The following is a 25,413-nucleotide window of genomic DNA, read 5'->3' as shown; positions in this document are numbered from 1 at the left end:
CCTCGTGTCGTCCGACCCGCGCTCTTGGAGTCGTCTCGGCCCGGCTCAGGCGCCGGCCGATGTGACGAGAGTAACTCGTGTGACGGATGGGGCCATCGGGGGTGGGGAGAGCTCAGGCCGTCCCGCAGTACGTGCGGTAGCTGAACTCGAAGAGCCCGCGCGTCTCGTAGAGCTTGAGCGTGACGTCGGAGGACGTCCACGTGGTCGAGGACTTGAGCCGGCTGCTGACCCGCGCCGTGTACTGGACGGCCCCGGCGTCGAAGAGGCCCCACGTCGTGTAGTTGCGCGCCACGTTCACGGTCTGGTTCGCGCCCACGGCGCCGGCGCCGGTGATCGTCCCGCCACGGTTCGTGACGGTCGCACCGGTCTCGTCGTTCACGATCGTGACGACGTAGTCGTAGCGGGCGTCCTGGTGCGGGAACGTGAGGTTGACCGACGCGCCGCTGCTGCCGACGTTGGTGCACGTGAAGGTGGCCGGCGCCTGCACGCTCGCGGCACCGAGGGCGCCCGAGACCATCGTCGGGCTGTCGCCGAAGGCGGCCATCGTGGGCTGCAGGCCGAGTCCCGAGGCGACCAGCATCGCGCCCGCGCCGGCTCCCACGCCGACGACGCGGCGCACGCGCTGCCCGACACCGCTCTCGGGGGAGGCTCCCGCGTCGGCGTCGGGTGCAGAGTCGTCGCCCTCGGCCTCGGCCGACGCGTCCGGACCGCCACCGCCGTCGCGACGGAACGCGATGACGAGGATCCCGGCCACGAGGAGCCCGATGACGAACATGCCGAAGGGCGAGTTCACCGCGTTGACCACGTAGCCGGCCTTCGGCACGGAGAAGCCCACGCGCTCGACCTCGTCGACGTTGTACGCCTGCTCGTCGGGCGAGGCATTGGCGTCGCCCTTGAGCTGCAGCACCGCTCCCCCGTCGTCCTGGGGATCGATCTGCGTGACGCGGTGCGTGATCCGCACGCCGCGGTCGTCGATCACGCTGACGATGTCACCCTCGGCGAGCTCGTCGGCCGGCACCGTCGTGGCGAAGGCCAGGTCGCCGGCCTCGATCGCGGGCGACATCGAGCCCGACGTGAACACGAGCGGCGTGAGCCCGAAGGCGAGCATGGCGGCGGTCCAGGCCAGGCACAGCGTGCCCAGGCCGGCGCCGATCCACAGGATCGCCTCGCGGAGCGTGCGGTTCATGTCAGGTCACTCGTTCGTCGGGTCGGGGTCACTGCAGCTGGTTGGCGGTGAGGGAGAACGTCGCGGTTCCCGTCGTCCCCTGCGCAGTGTTGCCGGTGGTGGACGGCATCGCCACACGGAAGCACAGGTTCTTGCTGAACGTCGTGCCGCCCAGGTTCACGGGCGTGGCCGTCGGGATCAGCGGCTTGGCCGTGCCGTCGAGCGTGACGTTCGTGGACAGCTGCGTGCCCGAGCAGGTGTTGGACCGGATGCCGTTCGCATTGGTGGTCTGGGTGCCGGCGGTGCCCTCGAAGACCGACCACTGGACGTGGGGCGAGAGGCCGCCGGCCGCGGTGCCGGTCGCGGTGAGCGCGAAGCCGGCGGTGTTGGCCTTGCGCTGCACCGGCACGGTGAACGCGAAGCTCTCCCCCGGGATCATCGCGGTGGCCGACATGGCGGTGTTCGTGACCGAGCCGCCCTGGCCGTCGAGCCGGCCGTCGAGGATCAGCAGGTCGAGCGAGCCGGCCTGGATCGTGCCCGTCGTCAGCTGGGCCTCGTCGGTCCAGTACGCCAGCGTGCTGACGCTGGTCAGGCCCAGCACCATGCCGAGGCTGAGGATCGCTCGCGCGCGGGTCGACCGCAGGGTGCGGACGAGGCGCGAGATCGGGGACTGCGTCATGATGCGTCACTCTCTTCTCGGTTCCGGCGGGCGCCCAGGGCGAGCCACAGGCCGGTGATGGCGGCGCCGATGCCGGCGGGGACGAGCCACGAGGGCAGCTCGGCACCCGTGCTCGGCAGCGAGCCGTCGCGGGTGGGCGACGACTCGACCCGGTCGTCGGGGGCGTTCTCGCTCGTCGGCGACTGCGCGGTCGGCGTCTCGGTCGGCGCCGTGGTCGGGGTCGGTGTCGGATCGGTGGGCTCGGTCCCGGTGACCTGGGTCAGTCGGGTCCGCACGTCGAACGCGAAGTGCTGCGCCTGGTCGGCGTTGGGCGCCGTCTCGGACAGCGCGGCGCGGACCTGGACCCGTGCCGTCGAGCCTGCCGCCAGAGGACGCGGCGAGGTCCAGGCGGCGGACAGGGGCTGCCAGGCATCGCCGTCGGTCCGCACCTGGACGTCGAGGTCGCCGGACGCGTGCAGGTCGCCGTCCTTGGGCATGATCACGAGCTGGATCTGCGTGGCATCGGTGGACTGGTTGCGTGCCCAGAACTCGCCGGTCCGGACGTCACCGGGCGCCCAGCGGGCGTCGTCGTCGAAGACCGGCTCGGTCAGCGTCGAGGTCCACGGGCCGATCCCGTCCGCGCTCAGGCCGAGGCGGACAGCGGGCGCCGAGGCCGCCGAGGACCCCAGGGGCAGCATCACGGCCAGCATGACCGCGGCTCCGAGAGCACCGGCCCCGGTGCGCACGGCCCTCATCGGGAGCTCACCGTGTCGTCGGAGTGGTCCCGCCGCCGGTCGCGGACAGCCCCGACGAACATCCAGGCGGCGTAGAGGCCCAGACCGCCGGCCACGACGTACACGGCCGAGTCGCGCTGGTCGTGCCCGATCGCCGTGCTGAGGAATCCCAGCTTTGGAACGGCGTACCAGAGGGTGCCCTTGAGCTGCACCGGCTGGACCGGCTCGGCGTCGACGCCGTCGTTGGCGTCGCCCTGCGTGGTGAACTCGGGCTGGCCGTCCGCTCCGTAGGCGACCGAGACGACCCGGTGGGTCACGACGTCGCTGCGGCCCGACTCGAGCTGGTAGGTGACGACCGTGCCCACGCCGATCTCGGCGGCGGGCGTCGGCCGGACCACCATGAGCGTGCCCGGCGGGTAGGACGGCTCCATGGAGCTGGTGAGGATCGTGTAGGGCGTCGCGCCCCCGATCCGCGGGACGAGCACGCCGACGGCGATCGCCGAGGTGGCCACGAGGATGACGCCCCAGGCCAGAGCCTGGACGGCCCACCCCAGCACCGTGCGGTGCGTGCGGGTGGTCGTGGTGGTCGTCATCCTCGTGGGCCTTCCTCGTTCGATGGTCGGTCGGTTCGCTCAGTCCCGGGTCACTGCACCTGCGTCAGGGCGACCTTCACGTCGGACAGGTCGAGCGTCAGCGTCTGCGTCGAGTTGTCGGCCGAGGTGCCGAACGGGAAGTCGACGTTCAGGGTGGCGGCGAGGGTCTCGCCGTCGTCGGCGCTGGTGATCTGGTTGCCCGCGGGGGCCGTGCCGCCGACGAGGTAGGTGTCGGTCAGGGTGACCGCGGAGGCCAGCGAGCCCGAGGCGTTGAAGCCGGTCACGTCGACGACGGCCTTGAGGTTGTCACCGGTCGCGGTGATGTCCCAGCCGGCGGTGTACTCGAGCTCGTCGCCGGGAACGACCTTCACGGACGAGAGGCTGGTGACGGGGCTGCCGTTGAGGGTCCAGGCGCCGGGCGTCGGGTCGGTGAGCTTGAGCTCGCCGGCCGTGATGGAGCCACCGGCGATGTCGCCCTCGGCGTTCCAGTACGCCAGCGAGCCCGCTCCACCGAGCATGAGGACGGCGGCGGCTCCGGCGGCGATGGCGCCCTTGGTGGACTTGTTCATCTTGTTCTCCTACGTCGTGAGGCTGATCGACCATCGATCACATCTGTAACTGGTGCATCTGTTGCACCTGCTGCCTCTATGTAACGACGAAATACCGGCAAGATGACGCCGAATTGCGAAGAAATAACGAAAATGAGTCACACGTCACGAACGATTCATGACTATGGGCATGGTTCTTTGTGACCATGACATCGTCCTTTGGGACCAAAGGCCCCCCTACGAACGAACGCCCCCGGTCGAAACCGGGGGCGTTCGCTCGTGTGCTGTGGTAGACGTCACCAGCCGCGTGTCTCCAGGCGGTGCGGCTCGGGGATCTCGTCGACGTTGATGCCGACCATGGCCTCACCGAGGCCGCGCGAGACCTTGGCGATCACGTCGGGGTCGTCGTAGAAGGTCGTGGCCTTCACGATGGCCTCGGCGCGCTGCGCGGGGTTGCCCGACTTGAAGATGCCCGAGCCGACGAACACGCCCTCGGCGCCCAGCTGCATCATCATGGCCGCGTCGGCCGGGGTGGCGATGCCGCCCGCGGTGAACAGCACGACGGGCAGCTTGCCCGCCTCGGCCACCTCGGCGACGAGCTCGTAGGGGGCCTGGAGCTCCTTGGCCGCGACGAACAGCTCGTCCTTCGGCAGGCTCTGCAGACGGGCGATCTCGGCGCGGATCTTGCGCATGTGGCCCGTGGCGTTCGAGACGTCACCGGTGCCGGCCTCGCCCTTGGAGCGGATCATCGCCGCGCCCTCGGTGATGCGGCGCAGCGCCTCGCCCAGGTTGGTGGCACCGCACACGAACGGGACCGTGAAGGCCCACTTGTCGATGTGGTTCGCGTAGTCCGCCGGCGTCAGCACCTCGGACTCGTCGATGTAGTCCACGCCCAGGCTCTGGAGCACCTGCGCCTCGGCGAAGTGACCGATGCGGGCCTTGGCCATGACCGGGATGGAGACGGCCTCGATGATGCCGTCGATGAGGTCGGGGTCGCTCATGCGCGCGACGCCGCCCTGGGAGCGGATGTCCGCGGGCACACGCTCGAGCGCCATGACGGCGACGGCGCCGGCGTCCTCGGCGATCTTGGCCTGCTCGGCGTCGACGACGTCCATGATGACGCCGCCCTTCAGCATCTCGGCCATGCCGCGCTTGACCCGGGCGCTGCCGGTCGTGGACTGGTCGTTGCTGGGGATCTCGGTACTCACGGGTCAAGTCTACGAGGCCCGCTGAGCGCTCCCGTCCCGGCCGGTCGTCGACGAGACGGGGGTCAGGCCGCGTCCGCCTGGCGCTTGACCATCAGCATCCGCTGACCCACGGTGACCAGGCTCGCGGCGGCCAGCGCCCACAGCGTGACCTGCTGCAGGATCGGCAGATCGAACAGTCCCGAGAGGCCCGTCATGACCAGGATCGAGACCAGGCGGTCGGACCGCTCGGCGATGCCGCCCTTGGCCTCCATGCCGAGCGACTCGGCGCGGGCCCGGATGTACGACGTCAGCGCGCCCAGGACGAGGCAGGCCAGCGCGAGGCACAGGTAGACCTGCGAGTCGCCCTCCCACGCGTACCAGAGCGCGATGCCGCCGAACACCGCCGCGTCGCCGACGCGGTCGAGCGTGGAGTCCAGGAACGCCCCGTACTTCGAGGAGCGGCCGAGCTTGCGGGCCATCGTCCCGTCGACGATGTCGCTGAACACGAACGCCGTGATGAACAGCGTCCCCCAGAAGAAGTTCCCCTGCGGGAAGAAGAAGAGCGCGCCGAAGGACACGCCGATCGTGCCGACCCACGTGACCATGTTCGGCGTGACGCCGACCTTGATCAGGCCGTCGGCAACGGGCGAGAGCAGCCGGTTCCAGAAGGCGCGGAAGCGTTCGAGCATCAGGTCACCTGCTCACTGGTCGGCTGCCGGGCCACGCGGCGCGCAGCAGCTCGGCGGACTCGGCGATCGTCTGCGGCAGCGCCTTGGTGCGGCCCACGACGGTCATGAAGTTGGCGTCCCCGCCCCACCGCGGCACGACGTGCTGGTGCAGGTGCTGGGAGATCGAGCCGCCCGCGGAGGCCCCGAGGTTGAGGCCCACGTTGAACCCGTGCGGCGAGCTGACCTCGCCGATCGCCCGGATCGCCTGCTGGGTGAGCAGGGTCAGCTCGGTGGACTCCGCGAGCGTGAGCTCGGTGAGGCCGGACTCGTGCCGGTTCGGCAGCACCATGAGGTGGCCCGGGTTGTACGGGTACAGGTTCATCGCCACGAAGCAGTGCTCGCCGCGCACGACGATGAGGTCGGTCTGCCGCTCCCCCGCGACCATCGCGCAGAACGGGCAGCCGTCGTCGTTGCCGGCCTCGCGGACGTAGGCCATCCGGTAGGGCGCCCACAGCCGCTCGAGGCCGTCCGGATCGGGCATCAGACCTGGACCCGGTCGCGCACCGCGGCCACGATCTTCGCGACGGCGTCGTCGAGCGAGACGCCGTTCTCCTGCTCGCCGTTGCGGTAGCGGAACGACACCGCGCTCGCCTCGACGTCCTTGTCGCCGACCAGCACCATGAACGGCACCTTCTGGGTCTGCGCGGTGCGAATCTTCTTCTGCATGCGCTCGTCGGAGTCGTCGACCTCGAAGCGGATCCCCTCGGCGCGCAGGCGCACGGCGAGCCGCTCGAGGTACTCCACGTGACGCTCGGCCACGGGGATCCCGACCGCCTGGACCGGGGCGAGCCACGGAGGGAACGCGCCGGCGTAGTGCTCGACGAGCACGCCCATGAACCGCTCGATCGAGCCGAACTTGGCCGAGTGGATCATCACCGGCTGCTGGCGCGAGCCGTCGGCGGCGACGTACTCGAGGTTGAACCGGTCGGTCGACGGCATGTTGAAGTCGTACTGCACCGTGCCCATCTGCCAGGTGCGGCCGATCGCGTCGCGCGCCTGCACCGACACCTTCGGGCCGTAGTAGGCCGCGCCGCCCGGGTCGGGCACGAGCTCGAGGCCGGTCGCGGTGGCGACCTCCTCCAGCACCTTCGTGGCGCTCTCCCAGTCCTCGTCGGAGCCGATGAACTTGTCCTTGGAGGCGTCGCGCGTGGACAGCTCGAGGTAGTAGTCGTCCATGCCGAAGTCGTCGAGCAGGCTCAGCATGAAGTTCAGCAGGTGCGCCACCTCGGCGGGCGCCTGCTCGGGCGTGACGTAGGAGTGGGAGTCGTCCTGGGCGAAGCCGCGCACGCGGGTCAGGCCGTGGATGACGCCCGACTTCTCGTTGCGGTACACGTGGCCGAACTCGAACAGCCTCAGCGGCAGCTCGCGGTAGGACCGCTGGCGCGACCGGTAGATGAGGTTGTGCATCGGGCAGTTCATCGCCTTGAGGCGGTAGTCGCCGCCGTCGATCTCCAGCGCCGGGAACATGCCCTCGCCGTAGTGCGGCAGGTGACCCGACGTGTAGAAGAGGCCTTCCTTGGCGATGTGCGGCGTGCCGACGTACTCGAAGCCCTCCTCGATGTGCCGGCGGCGGACGTAGTCCTCCATCTCGCGCTTGATGACGCCACCCTTGGGGTGGAAGACCGGCAGGCCCGAGCCGATCTCGTCGGGGAACGAGTAGAGGTCGAGCTCGGTGCCCAGGCGGCGGTGATCGCGGCGCTGGGCCTCCTCGATGCGGTGCAGGTGCGCCTCGAGGTCCTCCTTCGTGGGCCACGCGGTGCCGTAGATGCGCTGGAGCTGCTTGTTCTTCTCGTCGCCGCGCCAGTAGGCGGCGGCCGAGCGCATGAGCTTGAACGCCGGGATGCGCTTCGTGGTGGGCAGGTGCGGGCCGCGGCACAGGTCCTTCCAGGCCAGCGAGCCGTCGCGCTTGAGGTTGTCATAGATGCTCAAGCCGCCCTCGCCGACCTCGACGCTGGCACCCTCGGCGGCGTCCCCTGCGGTGGACTTGAGGCCGATGAGCTCGAGCTTGTAGGGCTCGTCGGCCAGCTCGTCGCGGGCGTCGTCGTCGCTGATCTCGCGGCGGCTGAACCGCTGGCCCTCCTTGACGATCTTCCTCATCCGCGACTCGATCTTCTCGAGGTCCTCGGGCGTGAAGGGCACCTCGACGTCGAAGTCGTAGTAGAAGCCGTCGGTGATCGGCGGGCCGATGCCGAGCTTCGCATCGGGGAAGAGCTCCTGCACGGCCTGCGCCATGACGTGGGCCGTGGAGTGGCGCAGCACGTCGAGGCCGTCGGGCGAGTCGATCGCGACGGGCTCGACGACGTCGCCGTCGGCCAGCTCGCGCGCGAGGTCGACCAGCGCGTCGCCCACGCGGGCGGCGATGACCTGGGGCTCCTCGGAGAACAGCTGCCACACCCGCGTCCCCGAGTCGACCTGCTGCTGGGCTCCGTTGACGGTGACGGACAGGCTCATGTGATCCCCTCGGTGACTGGGCGGCCCCTACGGCTGGGCAGCGCTCTTGGCCTCACCCTACCGACGTCGCCGTTCCGCCACGGCGACCGTCCCCGCTCGCGTACGCTGGGTGGACTTTGTCCCCGTTCTCGGAAAGGCGTCATCGCATGCGCCGCACCCTCCTCGGCCTCGTGGCCGCCGTCGCCGTCGCCGCGAGCACCACGCTCGTCGCCGCGCCGGCCCAGGCCGCCGCCAAGCCGGTCACCATCAAGACCATCTCGAACAAGTCGATCGACTGGTACGGGACCGCGCTGGTGAAGCCGTCGTTCAAGAAGGCCAAGAAGGTCAAGGTCCTCAAGAAGGCCATGACGATCCACCAGGGCGGGAAGGTGCTGCGCAAGAACCGCACCGCCGTGAAGCTCAAGCCCGGCACGTACCGCGTGACCACCAAGGTCACCTACAAGTACAAGGGCAAGAAGCGCGCCACCGTGAAGAAGCAGCGCCTCGTCGTCAAGCAGGGCCGCTGTGCCACCGTGCAGAACCTGCGCAGCCTCAAGGTCGACCCGACCTTCTCCCCCGACGTGATCGGCGACAGCATCGCCAACACGGCGCGCAAGCTGCGCAGCGGCGGCGCCGGCGAGTCGTACACGCCGGACGAGGTCATCAAGCAGCTCGAGGCGCTCAAGGTGCTGGTCGGCGACGAGATCCCCGAGCTCACCGCGGCGATCGACGAGGCCATCGCCGAGCTGCAGGCCCTGCAGGCCAAGGGCGTGACGGTGCTCGAGGACCGCGTCTACCAGGGCTGCGGCAAGCAGGACATCGACGTGTACGCCACGTTCGCCAACGGCGAGCTGATCATGGCCGAGGACGACTCGGACCTCATGTCGATGAGCGGCGCCCGCGCCGCGCTCGCCACCGCGCGCTGATCCGCGTCCCGGCCGGGGCTCAGCCCTGGCCGGGCCGGCGGTGGCCGTCCGGCTCCTCGAGCAGCTCGTCGCCGAGCAGCCGACAGGCCAGCAGCGCCAGCTCGAGGTCGACCCTGCGGTCTCCGAGGCGGTCGTCGAGGTCGGCCGTGATCCGCTCGATGCGGTACTTCACGGTGTTGCGGTGCACCCGCAGCGCCTCGGCCGTCGCCTGGAAGTTCCGGTCGTGGTCGAGCCACGCACCGAGCGTGGCGCGCGCCCGCGCCGCCGCCGGCGACACCTCGCCGAGCGGACCCAGGACGTCGCGCACCCACCGCTGCAGGCCGCCGGGCTGCTGCAGCAGCAGCGAGATCAGGGCGATGCCCCGGTCGCCGAACCCCACCACCTGACCGATGCGGTCGCCGGCCGTGAGCGCCAGCTCGAACGTGTCGCGCGCCTGCGCGTGCGTGCGGCGGAAGCCCTCGAGGCCCAACTCGGGCAGGCCGACGGCGGCGCCCAGGTCGGGGAACTTCGCCAGCACCTCGGCCACCACCCGGTCGATCGGCTCGGCGTGGCGCCCTCGACCGATCCACAGCCAGCCGGTGGTGCGGTCGATCGCGGAGAACAGCGGCGGCGTGCCCGTGCCGATCCGCGCGTCGAGCTCGCGGCTGATCCGCTCCATCGTGAGCAGCGCGTCGGTGATCCCGCCGGGATCGCGCGACCACAGCACGAGGCCGACGTGGTGCTGGTCCAGGCGGTAGCCCGTCTCGGACTCGAAGTCGTGCACCGACGTGTCCACCCCACGCAGCAGGCCCTGCAGCATCGCCGAGGCGACGTTGCCGGACGTGGTCGCCCAGCGACCCCGCTCGTCCTCGTACCGGTCCAGCAGGTGCAGGCAGATCCAGTCGATGTACTGGTAGACGGCGTCGGCGATGACCCGGATCGCCCGCAGGGTGTGGGTGCGGTCCGCGTCGATCTGCTCGAACTCGTGGAGCACCACGGTCATGAGGTACTCCTGGCCCAGCTGGTAGGCGCGCACGAGGGAGTACGACGGGACGCCGCGCTGCGCGAGCCGCAGCGCGTACTCGACGGCCGCGGTGGGCGCCTGGATCCGCTCCACCGGGATCGCGTTGATGAGCAGGTGGACGATCGTGTTGATGTTGCTGTCGACGCTGGCGTCCAGCAGGTCGATGAGCGGCTGGTCGAGGTCGAGGTCGCTGATCGACCGGATGTTGTCCGTGAGCACGCGGGTCAGGTAGGGCTGCTGCTCGGCGAGGCGCTGGCCCATCACCGCCACGAGCCGTCGGACCTCGGCGGCGTCGGGTCCCGCCCCGGTCAGCGGCTGCGTCATGGCCCGATGGTCCCGGCGATGCCCGCGCGGCGCAAGGCCCTGCGGGCGGCGAGATGGCCGCACATCCCGTGCGCGCCGGCGCCCGGCGGAGTGGCCGCGGAGCACAGCCAGGTGCCGGGGACGCCGGTGGCGTACGGATCGAGGGCGACCCGGGGGCGGAAGATCAGCTGCCGCGGCGTGTTCGCGCCCGTCACGATGTCGCCGCCCACGTAGTTCGCGTTGTCGCGGGTGATCTGCTCGGTGGAGCGCACCGACATGCCGACGACGCGCTCACGCACGCCCGGGGCGAACCGCTCGATCTGGGCCAGGATCGCCTCGGTGGCGTCGCCGTCGTACCCGGACGGGACGTGCGCGTAGGCGTCGATCGGGTGCACGTCGCCGGCGCGGCGGCCCGGGTCGGCCTGCGACTGCTGGCCCAGCAGGACGAAGGGCCGCTCGGGCATCCGCCCACGCCACACCTCGCGCTCGGCCGCCGCGATCTGCGCCATCGAGCCGCCCAGGTGGACCGTGCCGGCCGCGCGCGTGGGCTCGTGGGTCCACGGGATCCCGCCCTCGACGGCGAGCGCGACCTGGAACGCGCCGGGGCCGTAGCGGTAGCGGCGGTAGGCCCGGGCCACCCGCGGGGGCAGGGCGTCGCCGAGGATGTCCGCGGCGGCGCCCGGCGTGGTGTCGAGCATGACGATGTCGGCGTGCGCGAGCTGGTCGCGACCCGTCACCCGGACCCCCGTCGTGATCTTGCCGCCGTGCTGCGCCAGCAGCTGCGCCATGGCGCGCGAGATCGCGGCGGTGCCGCCCTCGGCGACGGGCCACCCGTAGCGGTGGGCCGCCGTGCCGAGGGCGACGCCGATCGCGGACGACAGCGGCGCGCCCAGCGGTCGGAACGCGTGGGCCGCGACGCCGGCGAACAGCGCCGACGACTCCGGCGACCGCAGCAGCCGACCGAGCCACGTGGCCGGCAGCAGGCTGGCCACGCCGAACCCGGCGAGCGCGATGGGGTGCCGCGGCACGTGGACCATCGGCTGGAGGAACTCGGTGGCGATCTGGTCGAACCGGTCGGACAGCGGGCCGAACAGCCGCCGGTAGGCCGCGCCGGACTCCCCCAGCGCCTGCGCCGTGCGGTCGACGTCGCGCCACACCGCGGCGCCGGCGCCGCCGTCGAGCGGGTGCGCGTACTGCACCTCGGGCCACCGCCAGGCCAGCCCCTCGGCTGCCAGGTCGAAGGCCCGGCTGAAGGCCGTGTCGACCGCCAGCGGATGGAAGCCCGAGCACTCGTCGTGCAGCACCCCGTCGACCGTGTAGTGGCCGCTGCGGGTGCCGCCGCCGATCTCGTCGGCGGCCTCGAGCACCTCGACCTCGACGCCCGCGGCGGCGAGGGTGAGGGCGGCAGCGAGCCCGTTGGGACCGCTGCCGACCACCACCGCCGTCGTCACGTCGTCACCTTCTCCTCACCGGACAGCTCCCCCGCCGGACGGTAGCCGGGCGCCTGCCACGTGACCGTGTGCTTCACGCCGTTCGGGATCCAGGGCTGCTCGGACACAGCATCGCGCACGTCGTACCACCCGCGCTCGACGACACCCAGGGCCGCGTCGATCACCTTGTACTGCACCTTCGTGGTGTGGATCGGCTGCGACTCGGTGAAGGTGGTGACCCACTCGCCGGGCTCGAAGCCGCACCGCTGCTGCACCGCCGCGATCGTCCGCTCGTCGAACAGGTGCCCGTCGCCGAACTGCCAGCCCAGCAGGACCGTGCAGACGACCTCGCCCTCGCGGAGCCGGTAGTTCTCGAGCGCGTCGACGTGACGCTGCATGAGCGCGAGCTGCACCCGGCCGTGGCTGTGCATGCTGCGGAACGCGACGCACTTCTGGAGGAACACCTCGGCCACGTCGTAGCCGTACAGGGCGGCCAGCTGCTCGCGCTGGATTCTCATCCCCTTCACGAGACCCGCGTCGAGCTTGTCCTCGGCGCCGTTCATCCGGAACGCCATCGTGCCCGACGCCCAGTTGCCGGCGTACTGGCGCATGGAGATGAGGAACGAGACCCACTCGGGCTTGAGGTTGCCCAGGATCGGGCCGGTCAGGAAGCCGACCAGCACCGCCGCGAGCAGCCACGGGCTGGAGAAGTCGCCGATCCCGTAGCCGTCGCCGGCCATGAACCCGCCGAACAGGAACGGCGTGACGAAGATGAAGAAGATGTTCCACTCCAGCGGCACCGCGAGCGGGTAGGTGGAGTAGATGAACAGGTGGAACGCCATCATGCCGGCGATCGCGAGCCACGTGATCGTCGCGTTCGTGGAGAACAGCAGCACGAGCGGCAGGACGAGCTCGACGACCGTGCCGCCGATGTGAGCCCAGCCGAAGGCCATCTTCGTGGGCATCAGGTCCTCGTTCTCGACGTCGCGGTAGAGCGAGCGCTTGAACCGCTTCGAGGTCAGCCACGGGGTGTTGCTCATCATCGCCTGGACGACGAACGTCAGGTGGTGGCCGAACTTGGAGACGCCGGCGCCGAGCCAGATCGTGACCATGGCGATCTTGGCGACCAGCACCATGTCGACGTGCGAGGACAGCGTCGCGAAGGCCAGCAGGCACAGCGCGTACTGCTCGGGACGCGAGGCCAGGAAGACGACCTTGTCGCGGAACGCCATGACGACCAGGCCCACGAAGTACGCGACGAGCGGCCAGGACGCGATCATGCCGACCTCGGAGTAGGCCGCGTCGGACTGCTGCCCCGGCAGGACCAGGGCGACGACGAGCATCGCCACGAGGGCCAGGTAGAGAGCGACGTCGAAGACGCTGCGGGCAGCGCCGCCCGTGCCGGGGATTCGGTCCCCGTACGGCGGGCAGCGCAGGGTGCCGACCCTCGTCCAGTACTTCCAGCCGCCGGTGAACGGCCCGAACTTGAACGACAGCGGTCCCCAGGAGGCCGCGTGCCCCGTGATCTCCCACAGCACGATCCAGACCATGAGCTTCTGGTAGACGATCAGCTCGCCCCACCAGTCGCCGAGGGACAGCAGGCCCAGCCCGGGCGTCGTGAGCCCGACGACGAGCCAGCCGCCGACGATGAAGGCGATCGTCTTGACCAGGTAGATCGCGTGCATCTGCTTGGGCCCGCCGAAGCCGTAGTCGGCCCAGTGCACCGCGAGCAGCCTCATCCGGTCCATCACCGGCATCTGCTCGAACCGCTCCGGATCGACCGGTGGCATGTCCGCTGTCGTGAATCCCATGAATCTCGACCTTTCTCGATGTGTCAGGCGCTGCGCACGAGTCGGCGCAGGGTGGGCTTGTCGATCTTTCCGACCGGGTTCTTCGGCAGCGCCTCGACGACGTCGACGGCGGCCGGGACCTTGACCCGGGTGAGCTCGCGGCGGCAGTGCGCGAGGACGTCGTCCTCGGTCAGCACGGCGCCGGGGTAGGCGACGACGAACGCGACCGGGACCTCGCCCAGGACGTCGTCGTGGCGGCCGACGACCGCGACCTCGAGGACGCCCTCGATGCGCGCGATCGCGTTCTCGATCTCCTTCGGGTACAGGTTCTCGCCGCCGCGGATGATCATGTCCTTGATCCGGTCGACGAGCTGGAGGTAGCCGTCCTCGTCGAGCCGGCCGACGTCGCCGGTGTGCAGCCAGCCGTCGACGACCGTCTCGGCGGTGGCCTCGGGCCTGTTCAGGTAGCCCTGCATGACGGTGGGGCCGCTGATCAGGACCTCGCCGGTCTCGCCCGGGGGCAGGTGCTCCCCGTCCGGTCCGGCGATCGCGAGGCGCTGGCCCGGGAGCGCCGGCCCGACGGTGCCGAGCTTGCGCACGGCGTCGGGGCCGACCGGGTTGCAGGCCGAGGCGCACGTGCCCTCGGTGAGGCCGTAGCCCTCGACCATCACGAAGCCGAACCGTCGCTCGCAGGCCGCCAGCAGCTCCGGCGAGACCGGCGCCGCGCCGCACACGACGAACCGCAGCGACGAGGTGTCGGGACGGACCTCCTCGGGCAGGGCCGCGAGCAGCGCGTAGATCGTCGGCACGGCCGAGAAGTACGTCGGCCGCAGCCGCTCGACCTCGCCGAAGAACGTCTGGGGGCTGAAGCGGCCGACGATCGTCAGCCGGCCGCCGACCCGCAGCGGGGCGAGCAGCGAGACCATGACCGCGTTGACGTGGAACAGCGGCAGGATCAGCATGCAGTGGTCGTCCGCCGTCAGCTCCATGTGGCGCGCCATCGTGGACGACATCGCGTCGACGTTGGCGTGGTCGAGCATCACGCCCTTCGGCCTGCCGGTGGAGCCGCTCGTGTAGACCAGCAGCGCCAGGTCGTCGGGCGAGACCTCGACCGGGGCGGCGCCCGTGGGGGTGGCCGTGGCGAGGGAAGCCACGGTGAGGGGTCGGGCGCCGCCGGTCGGGGCGTCGTCGGTCTCGACGACGATCAGGGTCGCGCCCGAGTCGGCGACCTGGTGCGTGGCCTCGACCTCGGTGAACGCGGGGTTGACCGGCGTGGCCGTCCCGCCGAGCCGCCACGCGGCGAACAGGCACACCACCAGCTCGACGCGGTTCGGCAGCATCACCGCGAGGACGTCGCCGCGACCGAAGCCCTCGGCGGCCAGGCGTCCCGCCACGGCGTCCGCCCGGGCGTCGAGCTCGGCGAACGTCAGGGCCGTCCGGTCGTCGGCGACGGCGGGAGCGTCGCCGTGCTGGCGGGCGAGTGCGTCGCTGAGATACGGCAGGGTCATTGCGTCGTTCCTCCGGTCCGGATATGTGATGTGGGCCACAGTTCCGGACCGTAGGCCAGTCGCGCATGCCGCAAACAGCCGCGTTTCGGCAGAACTTCGGCGCGCGGATTGTGCATGGCGGACAAACCGGGGTCGGCAGTCGCGGACTCTTGTCACTCGTGCACAAGTTGGGGTCGGGCGTTGTCACTTCGGTCCATGACGCCTCCGCGACCCGCCGGCGGTCCACACTGACGACATGGAGGACCGGACGCCATGACCGCGGTGACGTGGTGGGGCCACTCGTTCACCACCGTCGAGCTGCCCGGCGCGACCGTCGTGACCGACCCGCTCATGGTGCGTCGGCTGTTCCACGTGCGGCGCGCCTCGCCGCCTCCCCCGTCCGAGGCGACCCGCGCCGACCTCGTCCTGGTCTCCCACCTGCACCACGACCACCTGCACGTCCCGACGCTGCGCCGGTTCGACGACACCGTCCCGATCGTCGTCCCGCGCGGGGCCGTGCGCGCGGTGCGGCCGCTCGAGCGACTGGTGACGATCGAGGTCGTTCCCGGCGACCGCCTCCAGGTCGCCGGCGTGGACATCGAGGTCCTCCCCGCCCGCCACGACGGCCGGCGCGACAAGCGACCGGGTGCGGCCGAGGCGCTCTCGGTCGGCTACCGGTTCGGCCGCGACGGCACGACGTGCTGGTACCCCGGCGACACGGGAGTGATGGACTTCCGCGCCGTCCGCCCGGTCGACCTCGCGCTCGTGCCGATCGGCGGCTGGGGCCCGTCCCTGGGCGACGGCCACCTCGACCCCGTGCAGGCCGTCGACGCCGTGCGGCAGGTCGGCGCGCGCTGGATCGTCCCGGTCCACCACGGCACCTACTGGCCGGTGGTGCTGCGGTCCTCGGGACCGACGCACGAGGAGTGGTTCGCCCGGCCCGCGCAGCGGTTCCTCGAGGCCGCCGCCGAGGCCGGCCTGGCCGACCACGTGGTGGCTCCGCCGATGGGCGTCAGGACGCCCCTGCCGCGTGGGACGATGCCGATGTGAGCCAGATCGCACCCGTCGGCTGGGCCGAGGAGCGCGTCGTCGCCGTACGGCGCTCCCGGTGGGTGCCGCGCGTCGCCGACCTGATGCAGGCGCTGTGGACGGTCATCGTCACGACCGTCGCGGTCACGCTCGGCCTGTGGTCCGTCGGCGAGTCCGTCGACGACAAGGTGCAGCTGATCGTCTTCGTGATCGTCGCGATGTTCCTCGTCGACGTCGTCCTCGCCGGCCCGCTGCGACTGCTGGCCTCGCGCGGCAGCGTGCTGCTGGCGATGGCCCTCGGTCTCGGGGCGCAGGTGTTCGTGCTGGGCGCCGCGATCAGCCTCGGCGCCCGGGCCGACCTCGACGTCGGCGAGACGCTCGTCGTCCTGCTCGTCGCCTCGGCGGTCATGGCCGTGGGTCGCTGGTTCTCCGGTGCGACCGACAGCGGCTACGTCGTCGGCGCGGCGACGGCGCGCACCGCGCGTGCCCTCGGCCGGGCGCGGTCCGAGCCCGGCGGACGCGGCCTGCTGGTCGTCCAGCTCGACGGACTGGCCCTGCCGGTGCTGCGCCGCGCGATCGCCGGCGGGCAGGCGCCCAACATCGCCCGCTGGATCGGCTCGAGCCACGCGCTGACGGGCTGGTGGGCCACGATCCCGTGCACGACGCCGGCCAGCATGGCGGGCTTCCTGCACGGCAGCCCCGACGTGCCCGCGTTCCGCTGGTGGGACCGGCGCTCGGGCCGCCTGCTCGCCGCCGGCAACCCGGCCGACTCGCGCCTCGTCGAGTCGCGGTTCCCGCCCGACTCGGGCCTGCTGCGCGACGGCAGCGCCATCAGCACGACCTACACGGGCGGCTCGTCGCGCGCCTACCTGACGATCAGCAAGGCCACGCGGGTGCGCGACCTGGGATCCGGCTCGACCTACCTGTCGTTCTTCATCCGGCCGTTCCTGCTGCCCGGCGCCCTCGTCATGACGGTCGGCGAGGTGCTCAAGGAGCTCTACCAGGGGTACCGCCAGCGCGCCCGCGACGTGCAGCCGCGCATCCCCCGCAAGGGCGGCTACGTCGTCCTGCGCGGTGTCACGAACGTGCTGCTGCGCAAGCTCAACCTGTCGCTCGTCGCCGAGGAGATGGCACACGGCTCGCCGCTGATCTTCGTGGACTTCGTGGACTACGACGAGATCGCCCACCACGCCGGCCCCGAGCGCCCGGAGTCGATGCGCGCGATCGAGGGCCTCGACGGCGTCCTCGGCGCGCTCGAGGACGTGGCCCGCACCGTGGCGACGCGGTACGACCTCGTCCTGGTCTCGGACCACGGCCAGAGCCTCGGCGCCCCGTTCTCCGACCTGGCCGGCATCTCGTTCCCCGAGCACGTGGCGGCGCTGATGCGCACCGACCAGTCCGATGCCTCCCTGCTCACCACCGCCGAGGGCGGCGAGGAGCGGGGCCCCGTCAACGCGCTGGTCTCCAGCGTGGTCGGCGAGGGCCAGCGACGCCCCGAGAAGGTGGTGGCCGACTCCGAGGACCCCGAGGTCGTCGTCACCGGCGGCGGCAACCTCGGCATGGTGTGGTTCCCCCGCCTGGCCCAGCGGCCCGCCCTGTCGCAGGTCGACGGCACCTGGCCGAATCTCGTGCCCGGGCTGCTGGCCAGCCCCGGCGTCGGCCTCGTGATGAGCACCGACGACGCGGGCGCGCCGATCGTGTTCGGGCCCGACGGCGCCCGCGCACTCGGTCCGGACGGCACGGTCACGGGCGAGGACCCGCTGCGGGACTACCCCTCGCGCACCGCGGCCGACCTCGCCCGGCTGCACGGACTCCAGGACTGCGGCGACCTCGTCGTGATCTCGACGGTGGACGAGCTCGGCGGCATCCACGCGTTCGAGGGGCAGGTCGGCTCGCACGGCGGCATCGGCGGTCCGCAGAACCACGCGGTGCTCGTGCACCCACGCGGCTGGAAGGTGGACCCCGACCTGACCGAGCCCGTCCCCGAGCTCGGCGACTCCCCCGTCCTCGTGGGCGCGTGGAGCGTGCACCGTCAGCTGCGCACGTGGGCGGGACTCCCGTGAGCGACGCGATCGCCCGGCTCGAGCGCTGGGTCGCCCACGGCGGCACGTGTCAGCTCGTCGAGCTCGGCACCGAGGCCGACGTCGTGCTGTGCCGCTGCGACGGTGGCGAGGAGGTCGAGCGCTTCCGGACCGGCGACCCCGCCGTCATCGACTGGGTGCGCGACCGGGACTGAGGTCAGAACGCGGCGCGGATCGCGCCGACGGGGCGCCCGGCGCCGAGCACCGCACGCTCGCGCAGCGACACGACGGCCTCGTGGTCCACGCCCTCGCCGTCGAACGCGCCCAGCGCGTCGAGTGCCGTGACGAGGACGGGGGCCAGCGGCCGCTCCGCGCCGTCGAGCACCTTGAACGCCACGGCCCGCCCGTCGGGCAGGCCCGCGGCGAAGATCCCGTCGGCGCCGTCCTTCGCGACCAGTCCGGGGACCGCGCGCATGAGCGTGGTGGTCGGACGCTGGCCGCCGGCGACCATGTCGGGATGCGCCGCCATGGCGCGGGCGACGCGGGCCTCCGCGGACTCCGGTTCGGTCGTCGGGGCCGCGGCCACGCGCGCGAAGCCATGGGCGAGGCCGGTGACGGTCGTGGCGAACAGCGGCGCGCCACACCCGTCGACGGTCTCGGTCGCGACGGGCACGCCCGTGAGCTCGCCGATCGTCTCGCGGATCGCCTGCTGGAGCGGGTGGTCGGGCTGCAGGTACGTCTCGGTGTCCCAGCCGGCGGTGACGCAGGTCAGCAGCATCGCCGCGTGCTTGCCCGAGCAGTTCTGGCAGATCTGCTCGGGACCCCGGCCGCCGGCGAGCCACTCGCGCATCGCGGTGGAGCCCCACGGCAGGTCGGGGGTGTTGCGCAGCGCCCGGGCGTCGAGGCCCGCGCGAGCCAGGATCGCGAGCGCGCCCGAGACGTGCTCGGGCTCGCCGTTGTGGCTCGCGGCGGCGAGCGCCATCAGCGACTCGGGCAGGTCGAGGCCGTGACGCACCATCGCGACCGCCTGGAACGGCTTGACGCTGGACCGAGGCCACATCGTCACGCCCGGGTCGCCGAGCGTCAGGGCGGGATCGCCGTCGGCGCCGAGCGCCACGAGATGCCCCAGGTGCACCGACTCGACGAGGTCGCCGCGCACCACGTGCGCGAGCGGGGCGGCCGTCAGGGTCGAGACGTCGTTCGAAGTGTCGTCGCGGGTCACTCTCGGAGGATAGTCACGCCACCGGCGGCCCGCTTTGGGACACTGGTCGGGTGAGAGTCTCGACGAAGGCCGACTACGCGCTGCGCGCGCTGATCGAACTGGCGGCCGAGCCGGGCGACAAGCCGGTGACCGCCGACGAGCTCGGACGACGCCAGGACATCCCCCACGGGTTCCTCCAATCGATCCTGGGCGACCTGCGCAAGGCCGGCGTCCTCATCGCCCAGCGCGGGCAGTCCGGCGGCTGGCGCCTCGCCCGACCCGCCTACGCCGTGACGATCGCCGACGTCATCCGCGCGGTCGACGGCCCCATCGTCTCGATCTACGGCCTGCGTCCCGAGGCCGTCTCCTACAACGGCCGCGCCGAGAGCCTCAAGCCCGTGTGGATCGCTGCGCGCGACGCCCTGCGCGAGGTGCTGGAGACCGTCACGATCGAGCAGCTCGCCGAGGGCAACCTGCCGTCGTCGGTGCTCAAGCGCACCGAGCACTCCGAGGCCTGGCAGTCGCGCTGATCCCGGTGCACGGTCAGCGTGCGAGCGCCGCGAAGGCGTCGTAGATCATGTACGCCGGCCAGAACAGGCCCTGGAAGATCGCGTACGCGTGCTCCCAGAAGCCCTCGGCCTCGGTCCAGAACCACACCCACGCGCCGAAGATCCCGAGCCCGTAGATCGCTCCCCCGCCGGCCGCCGCGCCGGCTCCGCCGTCCGCCATGTCGCGCCTCCCGTCATCGCAGGGCAGATGCCCCTCGTCCACTGTCGCGAACCGCGGGGTCCACCGGCAAGGACATGGCGGTGGGAGACGGCACACGGGTGCTTGACTGGCGCCCGACCTGCGCGACTCCGCGGCCCTCGCGTCGCCGCCATACTCGACCCCATGACGGAGACCATCCCGATCCTGCCCAGCGCGGACTTCGACACGACCGCGACGTTCTGGCGCGACCTCGGGTTCGTCGAGCGAGGACGGTGGGACGAGTACCTCGTCCTGCGCCACGAGGACCTCGGCATCGAGCTGCACTTCTGGCACGACGCCACCGTCGACCGGTGGACCAACGACGTGGCCTGCTACGTCCGCTTCGCCGACCCGGACGCCGCTCGCGCGTGCCACTCCGCCTGGAGCGGGGTGGAGGTGGCCGCCCCGGCGGTCCTGAGCGAGCCACGGGACGAGCCGTGGGGAGCGACGGAGTTCCACGTCATCGACCCGCACGGAAACCTCGTGCGGCTCGGTGGCTTCCCCCCGGTCAGCCCAGGAGACGAGCCGCCGCCGCACGCGCCGAGCGCATGAGGCGCGCGTCGCCGTCGATACCCCGCTGCGTGACGCCGCCCTCCAGCAGCAGGAAGAGGTGGTCGGCCGTCACCGACGCGTCGAGCCCCGGCCGGTCGGCGCGCACGAGCTCCTCCAGCCGCGCCCGCACCGCGTGCTTGTGTGCCCGGATCACGGCACGGGCCGGGTGTCCCGCCGGCAGCTCGCCCGCGGCATTGACGAAGGCGCAGCCCCGCTCGACCGACGGCGCGTCCTGCGCGTAGGCGTCGAACACCGCGAGGGCGCGCGGGTCCGATGCGTCCTCCAGCCGCTCGTCGAGGCGCGCCCACCACGCGACGTGCCGGGCGCGCAGATAGGTGGCGACGAGGACGTCCTTGGAGCCGAAGCGGTCGTAGAGCGTGCGCTTGGTGACCCCGGAGGCCGCCGCGATGGTGTCGACGCCCACCGCGTGGATCCCGTGGAGGTAGTAGAGCTCGGCAGCAGCGTCGAGGATGCGCCGGGCCGCGGGCGTGAGGTCGGGCAGCGTCAGCTCGCCCTCGTCCGTGGTCACCGCGTCCATGCTCGCTCCGCTCCTCTGCCGTTCACCGGTCAGTGTAGTAGCGTCGAAGCGTATTCACAGACCTGTGAAGCAAGGAGTTCGATGATCCACCGCGAGGAGCTCGCCCTGAGTGCGGCGGGCCTGTGCCTGATCGGCGCCTGCTACGGCCTCGCCCGGTTCGCGTACGGCCTGTTCGTCCCCTCGTTCCGCGCCGAGTTCTCCCTCGACGCGACCACCACCGGGATCATCGCGTCCGGCGGGTACGTCGTCTACTGCGTGGCGGTCCTGGCCGCGTCCGTGCTGACGCCACGCCTCGGCGGCCGGGCGGTGGCTGTGGCCGCCGGCAGCTTCGCGACCGCGGGCACGCTGGCGATCGCCCTGGCCGGGAGCACGCCCGCACTGGTGCTCGGCGTCCTCCTGGGCGGGGCGAGCACCGGGTTGGTGTCCCCCGCCCTCGCCCACGCGGTGGCGCACCGGGTGGCCTCCGAGCGGCAGGGGCGCGTCCAGACGGTCGTCAACGCCGGCACGGGCGTGGGAGTCGCCATCGCGGGGCCGATCGCCCTGCTGACCCGGGACGAGTGGCGCGAGGCCTGGCTGACCTTCGCGATCCTCGCCTCGCTCGCGACGCTGTGGGCCGCCGTCCGGGTGCCGGGAGATCGCAGCACGGAACCGGCGGACGGGCTGCTGCCGCGGCCGCTCCTCCCACCGGGGAGCTCGCGTCTCACGGTGGCCGCGGCGCTCGCCGGTGCTGCGAGCGCTGCCGTCTGGACCTTCGGGCGCGACCTCATGGTCGCCGAGGGGCTGGGCGATCAGGGATCCACCGTCGCCTGGATCCTGCTCGGCGCGTTCGGCGTTCTCGGTGCGGGCGCCGGCGACCTCGCCGCACGACGCGGGCTCCCGGCGGCGTGGTCGGGCACGACGCTCCTCCTCGGGGGCGCCACGGCATTCCTGGCTGTCGCGCCGGGCCGACTCGTGACCGCCTCCGTGGCCGCGGCGTCCTTCGGCGCCGCCTACATCGCCGTCACCGGCCTGCTGCTGGTGTGGGCGACGCGCGTGCACCCCCACAGCCCCGCCGCCGGCTTGGGGTGGGCGTTCCTCGTGCTCGCCCTCGGGCAGGCCGCGGGGTCCTCGGCCCTCGGCGCCGTCGCCGAGGCGTCAGACGCCCGGGCGGGCTTCCTCGTCGCTGGTCTCGCGGCGGTCGCGGCCGCCCTGGTCCGCCCGACCGCCGAGGTCAGCCTCGCCGCGCCGCCGCGACGAACGCGCGGATGAGCTCGGAGGACTTCTCACCCGGCGCCACCTCGACGCCGCTCGAGACGTCCACGCCACCGGGTCGGACCGCCGCAACGGCCTCGGCGACGTTGGCGGGCGAGAGTCCGCCGGCCAGCAGCCACCGGCCGTCGGGCGCGCGCTCGGCGAGCTCTGTCAGGTCCCAGCGCTCGCCCGAGCCGGGCTTCGGCGCGTCGAGCAGCAGCGCCTCCTCGCCCCACGCCCCCACCTCGAGCGGCGGGTCGAGGTCGAGCGAGGTGGCCCGCCACACCCGCGGCACGACCGCGAGCGCCGCGGCGAAGTCGGCCTCGCCGTAGGCGCGCCCGTGCAGCTGGAGGACGTCGAAGCCCAGCCGCCGCGCGGTCCGCGCCGCCTCCTCGGCCGGGAGATCGTTGACCACGAGCACCGTGTCGACGGAGCCCGCTGCCTCGAGCACCGCGCGGGCCTCGTCGTCGGTCGCCCGGCGCGGGCTCGTCGCGTTCATGACGACGCCAACCGCGTCGGCGCCGGCGTCCACCGCCACGCGCGCGTGCTCGGCCGTGCGGAGTCCACAGATCTTCACGTACACGCGACCCAGTCTCCCAGTCTCCCGACGCTCCCCCGCCGCGCCGGCCTAGACGGCCTGCGTCGGCGTGGGGAACAGCCGGTCGAGGACGTCGGTCATCGTGAGGACGCCGTGAGCCCCACCTGCGCCAGGAGCCCCGACCACCGCGAGGTGGCTCCGCGACTCGCGCATCGACGCGAGTGCGCTGAACACCGGGGTGCTCGGGTCGAGCGCGAGCACCGGCCGGACGAGCGCACGCACGGGTGCATCCGGCTCGTGCAGCAGGGTGTCGCGCACGTGCACGAAGCCGTGCGTCGCATCCTCCTGCTGGAGCAGGATCCGCAGGTGACCCGACTCCTGCGCCGCGCGGCGCACGTCGGCCACGGTCGCGTCCGCGGGCACGCCCACGGGCTCCGACCCCTCGGCGAGCAGCTCGGCCACCGTGAGCGACTGGAGCTCGAGCGCCACCGAGAGCTGGCTCGAGTACGCCGGGTCGAGCGTCCCCGCCGTGGCGGAGTGCGCGACCAGGTGACGCAGGTCGTCGCTCGTCTGCCCCGAGGCGACCTCGTTCGTCGGCTCCACGCCCACGCGGCGCAGGCACCGGTTGGCCAGCTCGTTCAGTCCCCGCAGCAGCGGGCGGGTGAGCCACATGAAGCCGCGCATCGGCAGCGCGAGGACGGTCGCGGAGAGCTCGGGGTGGGCGATCGCCCACGACTTCGGCGCCATCTCGCCCACCACGAGGTGCAGGAACGTGACGATGATCAGCGCGAGGACGAAGCCCGCGACGTCGGCGACCCACAGGGCCATCCCCCACGTCTCGAACCACGGGGTCAGCCAGTGGTGGACGGCCGGCTTCGTGATGGCGCCGAGCGCCAGCGTGCAGGCCGTGATGCCCAGCTGGGACCCGGCGAGCAGCAGCGTCAGCTCGCTCGAGCTGCGCAGGGCCGCCCGCGCGGAGCGGCTCGTGGTGGCGGCGTCCTCCAGGCGGTGCCGCTTGGCGGCCAGCAGGGCGAACTCCACTGCGACGAAGAAGGCGCTGAGGGCGATGAGCGCGACGGTCGCGCCGACGATCAGCCAGGGGTTGCTCATCAGAGGGCCTCCTCGGCCTGGTCGTCGACGGGGGTGGTGACGCGGACGAGCGCCGGAACGTGCCGCTCGATCGCGAGCACCTCCACGCGCAGCAGCGGCGGCGTGACGTCCTCGTCGCCGACGAGGTCGGACGGACGCAGCGGCAGCTCGACCTCGACGGTCGAGCCCAGCTCGGGCAGGGCGCCGTGGTGGGCGATGACGAAGCCGGCGATCGTCTCGTAGTCGCCCGGCGGCAGCTCGTGACCGATCGCGCGCTCGACCTCGTCGATGTGGACGTCGCCGCCCATCACCCAGCTGCCGTCGTCGGGTTGCGGCTCCGCGGTCGGGTCGTCGGGATCGTGCTCGTCGGTGATCTCGCCGACCAGCTCCTCGGCCAGGTCCTCCACCGTGAGCACGCCGGCGAAGCCGCCGTACTCGTCGACGACGCAGGCCAGCTGCTGCCGCTCGCCCGTCAGGGCCTGGAGCGCGGCGGGCAGCGCCATCGTGGTGGGCAGGATGAGTGCCGGTCGCAGCAGGTCGGCCGCGGTGGGCTCGGCCGCCGTCCCGTCGGCCTCGAGCACGTCGGCGAGCTGGACGACGCCGAGCACCTCGTCGTCCTCGCTCAGCACCGGGTAGCGCGAGTGCCCCTCGGCCATGACCGTGCGGATCTCGTCGAGGCCGGCGTCGGGCCGCAGCACGTCGACGCGCGAGCGCGGGATCATCGCGTGCTCCACGTCGGCCTGGGGGAAGTCGAGCACGCGGTCGAGCAGCGTCGACAGCTCGTGCGGGAGGTCGCCGCTGCGCTCGGACTGCTCGACGATGTGCTCGAGGTCGCGCGGGGTGGCCGCGTGCTCGACGTCGTGCACCGGGTCGATGCGCAGCGCGCGCAGGAGCGCGTTGGAGGCCGCGTCGAACAGCTTGATCAGCCAGCCGAACGCGGCGAGGTAGATCGTCGTCGACCGCGCCAGCCACAACGAGACCGGCTCGGGCCGCGCAATCGCGAGGTTCTTCGGGAACAGTTCGCCGAAGACCATCTGGACGAACGTCGACAGCAGCAGCGCAACGACCGTGCCGATCGCGATCCCGACGCCCGTGGGGACGTCCACGCCGCCGAGGGCGGTGCCGAGGGACTCACCGATCAGCGGCTCGGCGACGTAGCCGACCAGCAGTCCGGTGACGGTGATGCCCAGCTGGGCGCCCGACAGCATGAAGGACGTCCTGCGCGTCACGGACAGCGCGCGCCGGGCCCGCGGGTCACCTTTCTCGGCGAGAGCGCCGAGGCGTGCGCGGTCGACCGCCATGTAGGCGAACTCCTGCGCCACGAAGTAGCCGGTGACGGCGGTGATCGCCAGGACCACCACGACGCCGAGCAGCAGTGTCAGCGCCCACATCAGTTCTCATTCCCCCCGTCCGCGTCTTCCTCAGGTGCAGGCAGGGGGCTCGTACTGTGTATGTCCATGTGTCTCTCGGGTCGAGGGCGGACGAC

At 72.0% G+C, this 25,413-nt stretch carries 26 protein-coding genes; 7 read left to right on the top strand and 19 right to left on the bottom strand.

The annotated features are described in order from the left end of the window. Positions 1-112: 112 nt before the first annotated feature. From ACK99Q_RS11695 to thrS, 9 genes are all read right to left on the bottom strand, one after another. The gene (locus ACK99Q_RS11695; RefSeq protein ID WP_410186305.1) at positions 113-1,186 is read right to left on the bottom strand and encodes a signal peptidase I; all 1,074 of its coding nucleotides are present in this window, start codon (positions 1,184-1,186) and stop codon (positions 113-115) included. A 28-nt stretch (positions 1,187-1,214) separates the two neighbouring features. Further along, positions 1,215-1,844: a SipW-dependent-type signal peptide-containing protein gene (locus ACK99Q_RS11690; RefSeq protein ID WP_410186304.1), complete on the bottom strand. Its 630-nt coding sequence runs from the start codon at positions 1,842-1,844 to the stop codon at positions 1,215-1,217. After that, positions 1,841-2,578, bottom strand: coding sequence for an LPXTG cell wall anchor domain-containing protein (locus ACK99Q_RS11685; RefSeq protein WP_410186303.1), 738 nt, complete (start codon positions 2,576-2,578; stop codon positions 1,841-1,843). The genes ACK99Q_RS11690 and ACK99Q_RS11685 overlap by 4 nt, the downstream gene beginning before the upstream one ends. After that, the gene (locus tag ACK99Q_RS11680) at positions 2,575-3,150 is read right to left on the bottom strand and encodes a signal peptidase I (protein WP_410186302.1); all 576 of its coding nucleotides are present in this window, start codon (positions 3,148-3,150) and stop codon (positions 2,575-2,577) included. Before ACK99Q_RS11680 ends, ACK99Q_RS11685 begins: the two co-directional genes overlap by 4 nt. Before the next feature lie 50 nt (positions 3,151-3,200). Next, complete coding sequence (locus tag ACK99Q_RS11675; RefSeq protein ID WP_410186301.1) at positions 3,201-3,719, bottom strand: alternate-type signal peptide domain-containing protein; 519 nt, start codon at positions 3,717-3,719, stop codon at positions 3,201-3,203. 275 nt (positions 3,720-3,994) lie between these two features. Beyond that, entirely contained in the window at positions 3,995-4,906 is a 912-nt protein-coding gene (gene pdxS, locus ACK99Q_RS11670) for a pyridoxal 5'-phosphate synthase lyase subunit PdxS (protein ID WP_179424234.1), read from the bottom strand. 62 nt (positions 4,907-4,968) lie between these two features. Continuing rightward, the gene (gene pgsA / locus ACK99Q_RS11665; RefSeq protein ID WP_410186300.1) at positions 4,969-5,574 is read right to left on the bottom strand and encodes a phosphatidylinositol phosphate synthase; all 606 of its coding nucleotides are present in this window, start codon (positions 5,572-5,574) and stop codon (positions 4,969-4,971) included. A gap of 4 nt (positions 5,575-5,578) precedes the next feature. After that, positions 5,579-6,094: an HIT family protein gene (locus tag ACK99Q_RS11660; protein ID WP_410186299.1), complete on the bottom strand. Its 516-nt coding sequence runs from the start codon at positions 6,092-6,094 to the stop codon at positions 5,579-5,581. After that, positions 6,094-8,064: a threonine--tRNA ligase gene (thrS, locus tag ACK99Q_RS11655; RefSeq protein ID WP_410186298.1), complete on the bottom strand. Its 1,971-nt coding sequence runs from the start codon at positions 8,062-8,064 to the stop codon at positions 6,094-6,096. The genes ACK99Q_RS11660 and thrS overlap by 1 nt, the downstream gene beginning before the upstream one ends. Before the next feature lie 146 nt (positions 8,065-8,210). On the opposite strand from thrS, the gene ACK99Q_RS11650 reads away from it, so the two are divergent. Then, positions 8,211-8,969 (top strand): hypothetical protein, encoded by a 759-nt coding sequence (locus ACK99Q_RS11650; protein WP_410186297.1) that lies wholly within the window; start codon positions 8,211-8,213, stop codon positions 8,967-8,969. A 19-nt stretch (positions 8,970-8,988) separates the two neighbouring features. Here ACK99Q_RS11650 and ACK99Q_RS11645 read toward each other — a convergent pair whose 3' ends face one another. The 4 genes from ACK99Q_RS11645 to ACK99Q_RS11630 are packed head-to-tail and all read right to left on the bottom strand — an operon-like array spanning position 8,989 to position 15,003. After that, positions 8,989-10,296 carry a PucR family transcriptional regulator gene (locus ACK99Q_RS11645; protein WP_410186296.1) on the bottom strand — a complete coding sequence of 436 codons (1,308 nt, stop codon included), beginning with the start codon at positions 10,294-10,296 and terminating at the stop codon, positions 8,989-8,991. After that, the gene (locus ACK99Q_RS11640) at positions 10,293-11,726 is read right to left on the bottom strand and encodes a phytoene desaturase family protein (RefSeq protein ID WP_410186295.1); all 1,434 of its coding nucleotides are present in this window, start codon (positions 11,724-11,726) and stop codon (positions 10,293-10,295) included. The genes ACK99Q_RS11645 and ACK99Q_RS11640 overlap by 4 nt, the downstream gene beginning before the upstream one ends. Further along, entirely contained in the window at positions 11,723-13,516 is a 1,794-nt protein-coding gene (locus tag ACK99Q_RS11635) for a DUF3556 domain-containing protein (RefSeq protein WP_410186294.1), read from the bottom strand. The genes ACK99Q_RS11640 and ACK99Q_RS11635 overlap by 4 nt, the downstream gene beginning before the upstream one ends. Positions 13,517-13,539: 23 nt before the next feature. Then, positions 13,540-15,003 (bottom strand): class I adenylate-forming enzyme family protein, encoded by a 1,464-nt coding sequence (locus ACK99Q_RS11630; protein ID WP_410186293.1) that lies wholly within the window; start codon positions 15,001-15,003, stop codon positions 13,540-13,542. 252 nt (positions 15,004-15,255) lie between these two features. Between ACK99Q_RS11630 and ACK99Q_RS11625 the strand changes: the two genes are divergently transcribed. Genes ACK99Q_RS11625 through ACK99Q_RS11615 form a run of 3 tightly spaced genes read left to right on the top strand, consistent with a single transcriptional unit; the run spans position 15,256 to position 18,247 of the window. Beyond that, positions 15,256-16,032: an MBL fold metallo-hydrolase gene (locus ACK99Q_RS11625; RefSeq protein WP_410186292.1), complete on the top strand. Its 777-nt coding sequence runs from the start codon at positions 15,256-15,258 to the stop codon at positions 16,030-16,032. Further along, positions 16,029-18,074, top strand: coding sequence for an alkaline phosphatase family protein (locus ACK99Q_RS11620; RefSeq protein ID WP_410186291.1), 2,046 nt, complete (start codon positions 16,029-16,031; stop codon positions 18,072-18,074). Before ACK99Q_RS11625 ends, ACK99Q_RS11620 begins: the two co-directional genes overlap by 4 nt. Continuing rightward, positions 18,071-18,247, top strand: coding sequence for a hypothetical protein (locus tag ACK99Q_RS11615; RefSeq protein WP_410186290.1), 177 nt, complete (start codon positions 18,071-18,073; stop codon positions 18,245-18,247). Before ACK99Q_RS11620 ends, ACK99Q_RS11615 begins: the two co-directional genes overlap by 4 nt. A 2-nt stretch (positions 18,248-18,249) precedes the next feature. Here ACK99Q_RS11615 and ACK99Q_RS11610 read toward each other — a convergent pair whose 3' ends face one another. Beyond that, positions 18,250-19,254, bottom strand: a complete 1,005-nt coding sequence (locus ACK99Q_RS11610; RefSeq protein ID WP_410186289.1) for an asparaginase — start codon at positions 19,252-19,254, stop codon at positions 18,250-18,252. 50 nt (positions 19,255-19,304) lie between these two features. Between ACK99Q_RS11610 and ACK99Q_RS11605 the strand changes: the two genes are divergently transcribed. Then, on the top strand, positions 19,305-19,763 hold the full coding sequence (locus ACK99Q_RS11605) for an RrF2 family transcriptional regulator (RefSeq protein WP_410186288.1): 459 nt from the start codon (positions 19,305-19,307) through the stop codon (positions 19,761-19,763). A gap of 13 nt (positions 19,764-19,776) precedes the next feature. Here the strand turns inward: ACK99Q_RS11605 and ACK99Q_RS11600 are convergent, their stop codons facing one another. Beyond that, positions 19,777-19,962 carry a hypothetical protein gene (locus ACK99Q_RS11600; protein WP_179424220.1) on the bottom strand — a complete coding sequence of 62 codons (186 nt, stop codon included), beginning with the start codon at positions 19,960-19,962 and terminating at the stop codon, positions 19,777-19,779. 162 nt (positions 19,963-20,124) lie between these two features. On the opposite strand from ACK99Q_RS11600, the gene ACK99Q_RS11595 reads away from it, so the two are divergent. Continuing rightward, complete coding sequence (locus tag ACK99Q_RS11595; protein WP_410186287.1) at positions 20,125-20,532, top strand: bleomycin resistance protein; 408 nt, start codon at positions 20,125-20,127, stop codon at positions 20,530-20,532. Here the strand turns inward: ACK99Q_RS11595 and ACK99Q_RS11590 are convergent. Next, positions 20,489-21,061, bottom strand: coding sequence for a TetR/AcrR family transcriptional regulator (locus ACK99Q_RS11590; RefSeq protein ID WP_410186286.1), 573 nt, complete (start codon positions 21,059-21,061; stop codon positions 20,489-20,491). The genes ACK99Q_RS11595 and ACK99Q_RS11590 overlap by 44 nt on opposite strands. Positions 21,062-21,151: 90 nt before the next feature. On the opposite strand from ACK99Q_RS11590, the gene ACK99Q_RS11585 reads away from it, so the two are divergent. Continuing rightward, entirely contained in the window at positions 21,152-22,318 is a 1,167-nt protein-coding gene (locus ACK99Q_RS11585; protein WP_410186285.1) for an MFS transporter, read from the top strand. On the opposite strand, the gene ACK99Q_RS11580 is transcribed toward ACK99Q_RS11585, so the two are convergent. From ACK99Q_RS11580 to ACK99Q_RS11570, 3 genes are read right to left on the bottom strand one after another with little or no spacing between them, the layout of a single operon-like run. Further along, positions 22,281-22,883, bottom strand: a complete 603-nt coding sequence (locus ACK99Q_RS11580; protein ID WP_410186284.1) for a phosphoribosylanthranilate isomerase — start codon at positions 22,881-22,883, stop codon at positions 22,281-22,283. The two genes, ACK99Q_RS11585 and ACK99Q_RS11580, sit on opposite strands and share 38 nt — an antisense overlap. Positions 22,884-22,928: 45 nt before the next feature. Further along, on the bottom strand, positions 22,929-23,948 hold the full coding sequence (locus ACK99Q_RS11575; RefSeq protein WP_410186283.1) for a hemolysin family protein: 1,020 nt from the start codon (positions 23,946-23,948) through the stop codon (positions 22,929-22,931). Continuing rightward, the gene (locus ACK99Q_RS11570) at positions 23,948-25,318 is read right to left on the bottom strand and encodes a hemolysin family protein (protein ID WP_410186282.1); all 1,371 of its coding nucleotides are present in this window, start codon (positions 25,316-25,318) and stop codon (positions 23,948-23,950) included. The genes ACK99Q_RS11575 and ACK99Q_RS11570 overlap by 1 nt, the downstream gene beginning before the upstream one ends. Positions 25,319-25,413 lie beyond the last annotated feature (95 nt).

Origin of the sequence: Aeromicrobium sp. MLTX1 (genome assembly GCF_046452335.1) — a bacterium.
In the GTDB taxonomy this organism is placed as follows: Bacteria; Actinomycetota; Actinomycetes; order Propionibacteriales; family Nocardioidaceae; genus Aeromicrobium.
This window is presented reverse-complemented; position numbering and strand designations above follow the sequence as displayed.

Coding starts and splice junctions, on each gene's coding strand:
- ACK99Q_RS11575 (WP_410186283.1), bottom strand. CDS start 23,948: ATGAGCAACCCCTGGCTGATCGTCGGCGCGACCGTCGCGCTCATCGCC.
- ACK99Q_RS11570 (WP_410186282.1), bottom strand. CDS start 25,318: ATGTGGGCGCTGACACTGCTGCTCGGCGTCGTGGTGGTCCTGGCGATC.
- ACK99Q_RS11685 (WP_410186303.1), bottom strand. CDS start 2,578: ATGAGGGCCGTGCGCACCGGGGCCGGTGCTCTCGGAGCCGCGGTCATG.
- ACK99Q_RS11625 (WP_410186292.1), top strand. CDS start 15,256: ATGACCGCGGTGACGTGGTGGGGCCACTCGTTCACCACCGTCGAGCTG.
- ACK99Q_RS11680 (WP_410186302.1), bottom strand. CDS start 3,150: ATGACGACCACCACGACCACCCGCACGCACCGCACGGTGCTGGGGTGG.
- ACK99Q_RS11635 (WP_410186294.1), bottom strand. CDS start 13,516: ATGGGATTCACGACAGCGGACATGCCACCGGTCGATCCGGAGCGGTTC.
- ACK99Q_RS11600 (WP_179424220.1), bottom strand. CDS start 19,962: ATGGCGGACGGCGGAGCCGGCGCGGCGGCCGGCGGGGGAGCGATCTAC.
- ACK99Q_RS11595 (WP_410186287.1), top strand. CDS start 20,125: ATGACGGAGACCATCCCGATCCTGCCCAGCGCGGACTTCGACACGACC.
- ACK99Q_RS11645 (WP_410186296.1), bottom strand. CDS start 10,296: ATGACGCAGCCGCTGACCGGGGCGGGACCCGACGCCGCCGAGGTCCGA.
- pgsA (WP_410186300.1), bottom strand. CDS start 5,574: ATGCTCGAACGCTTCCGCGCCTTCTGGAACCGGCTGCTCTCGCCCGTT.
- ACK99Q_RS11690 (WP_410186304.1), bottom strand. CDS start 1,844: ATGACGCAGTCCCCGATCTCGCGCCTCGTCCGCACCCTGCGGTCGACC.
- ACK99Q_RS11585 (WP_410186285.1), top strand. CDS start 21,152: ATGATCCACCGCGAGGAGCTCGCCCTGAGTGCGGCGGGCCTGTGCCTG.
- ACK99Q_RS11630 (WP_410186293.1), bottom strand. CDS start 15,003: ATGACCCTGCCGTATCTCAGCGACGCACTCGCCCGCCAGCACGGCGAC.
- ACK99Q_RS11660 (WP_410186299.1), bottom strand. CDS start 6,094: ATGCCCGATCCGGACGGCCTCGAGCGGCTGTGGGCGCCCTACCGGATG.
- ACK99Q_RS11650 (WP_410186297.1), top strand. CDS start 8,211: ATGCGCCGCACCCTCCTCGGCCTCGTGGCCGCCGTCGCCGTCGCCGCG.
- thrS (WP_410186298.1), bottom strand. CDS start 8,064: ATGAGCCTGTCCGTCACCGTCAACGGAGCCCAGCAGCAGGTCGACTCG.
- ACK99Q_RS11695 (WP_410186305.1), bottom strand. CDS start 1,186: ATGAACCGCACGCTCCGCGAGGCGATCCTGTGGATCGGCGCCGGCCTG.
- ACK99Q_RS11675 (WP_410186301.1), bottom strand. CDS start 3,719: ATGAACAAGTCCACCAAGGGCGCCATCGCCGCCGGAGCCGCCGCCGTC.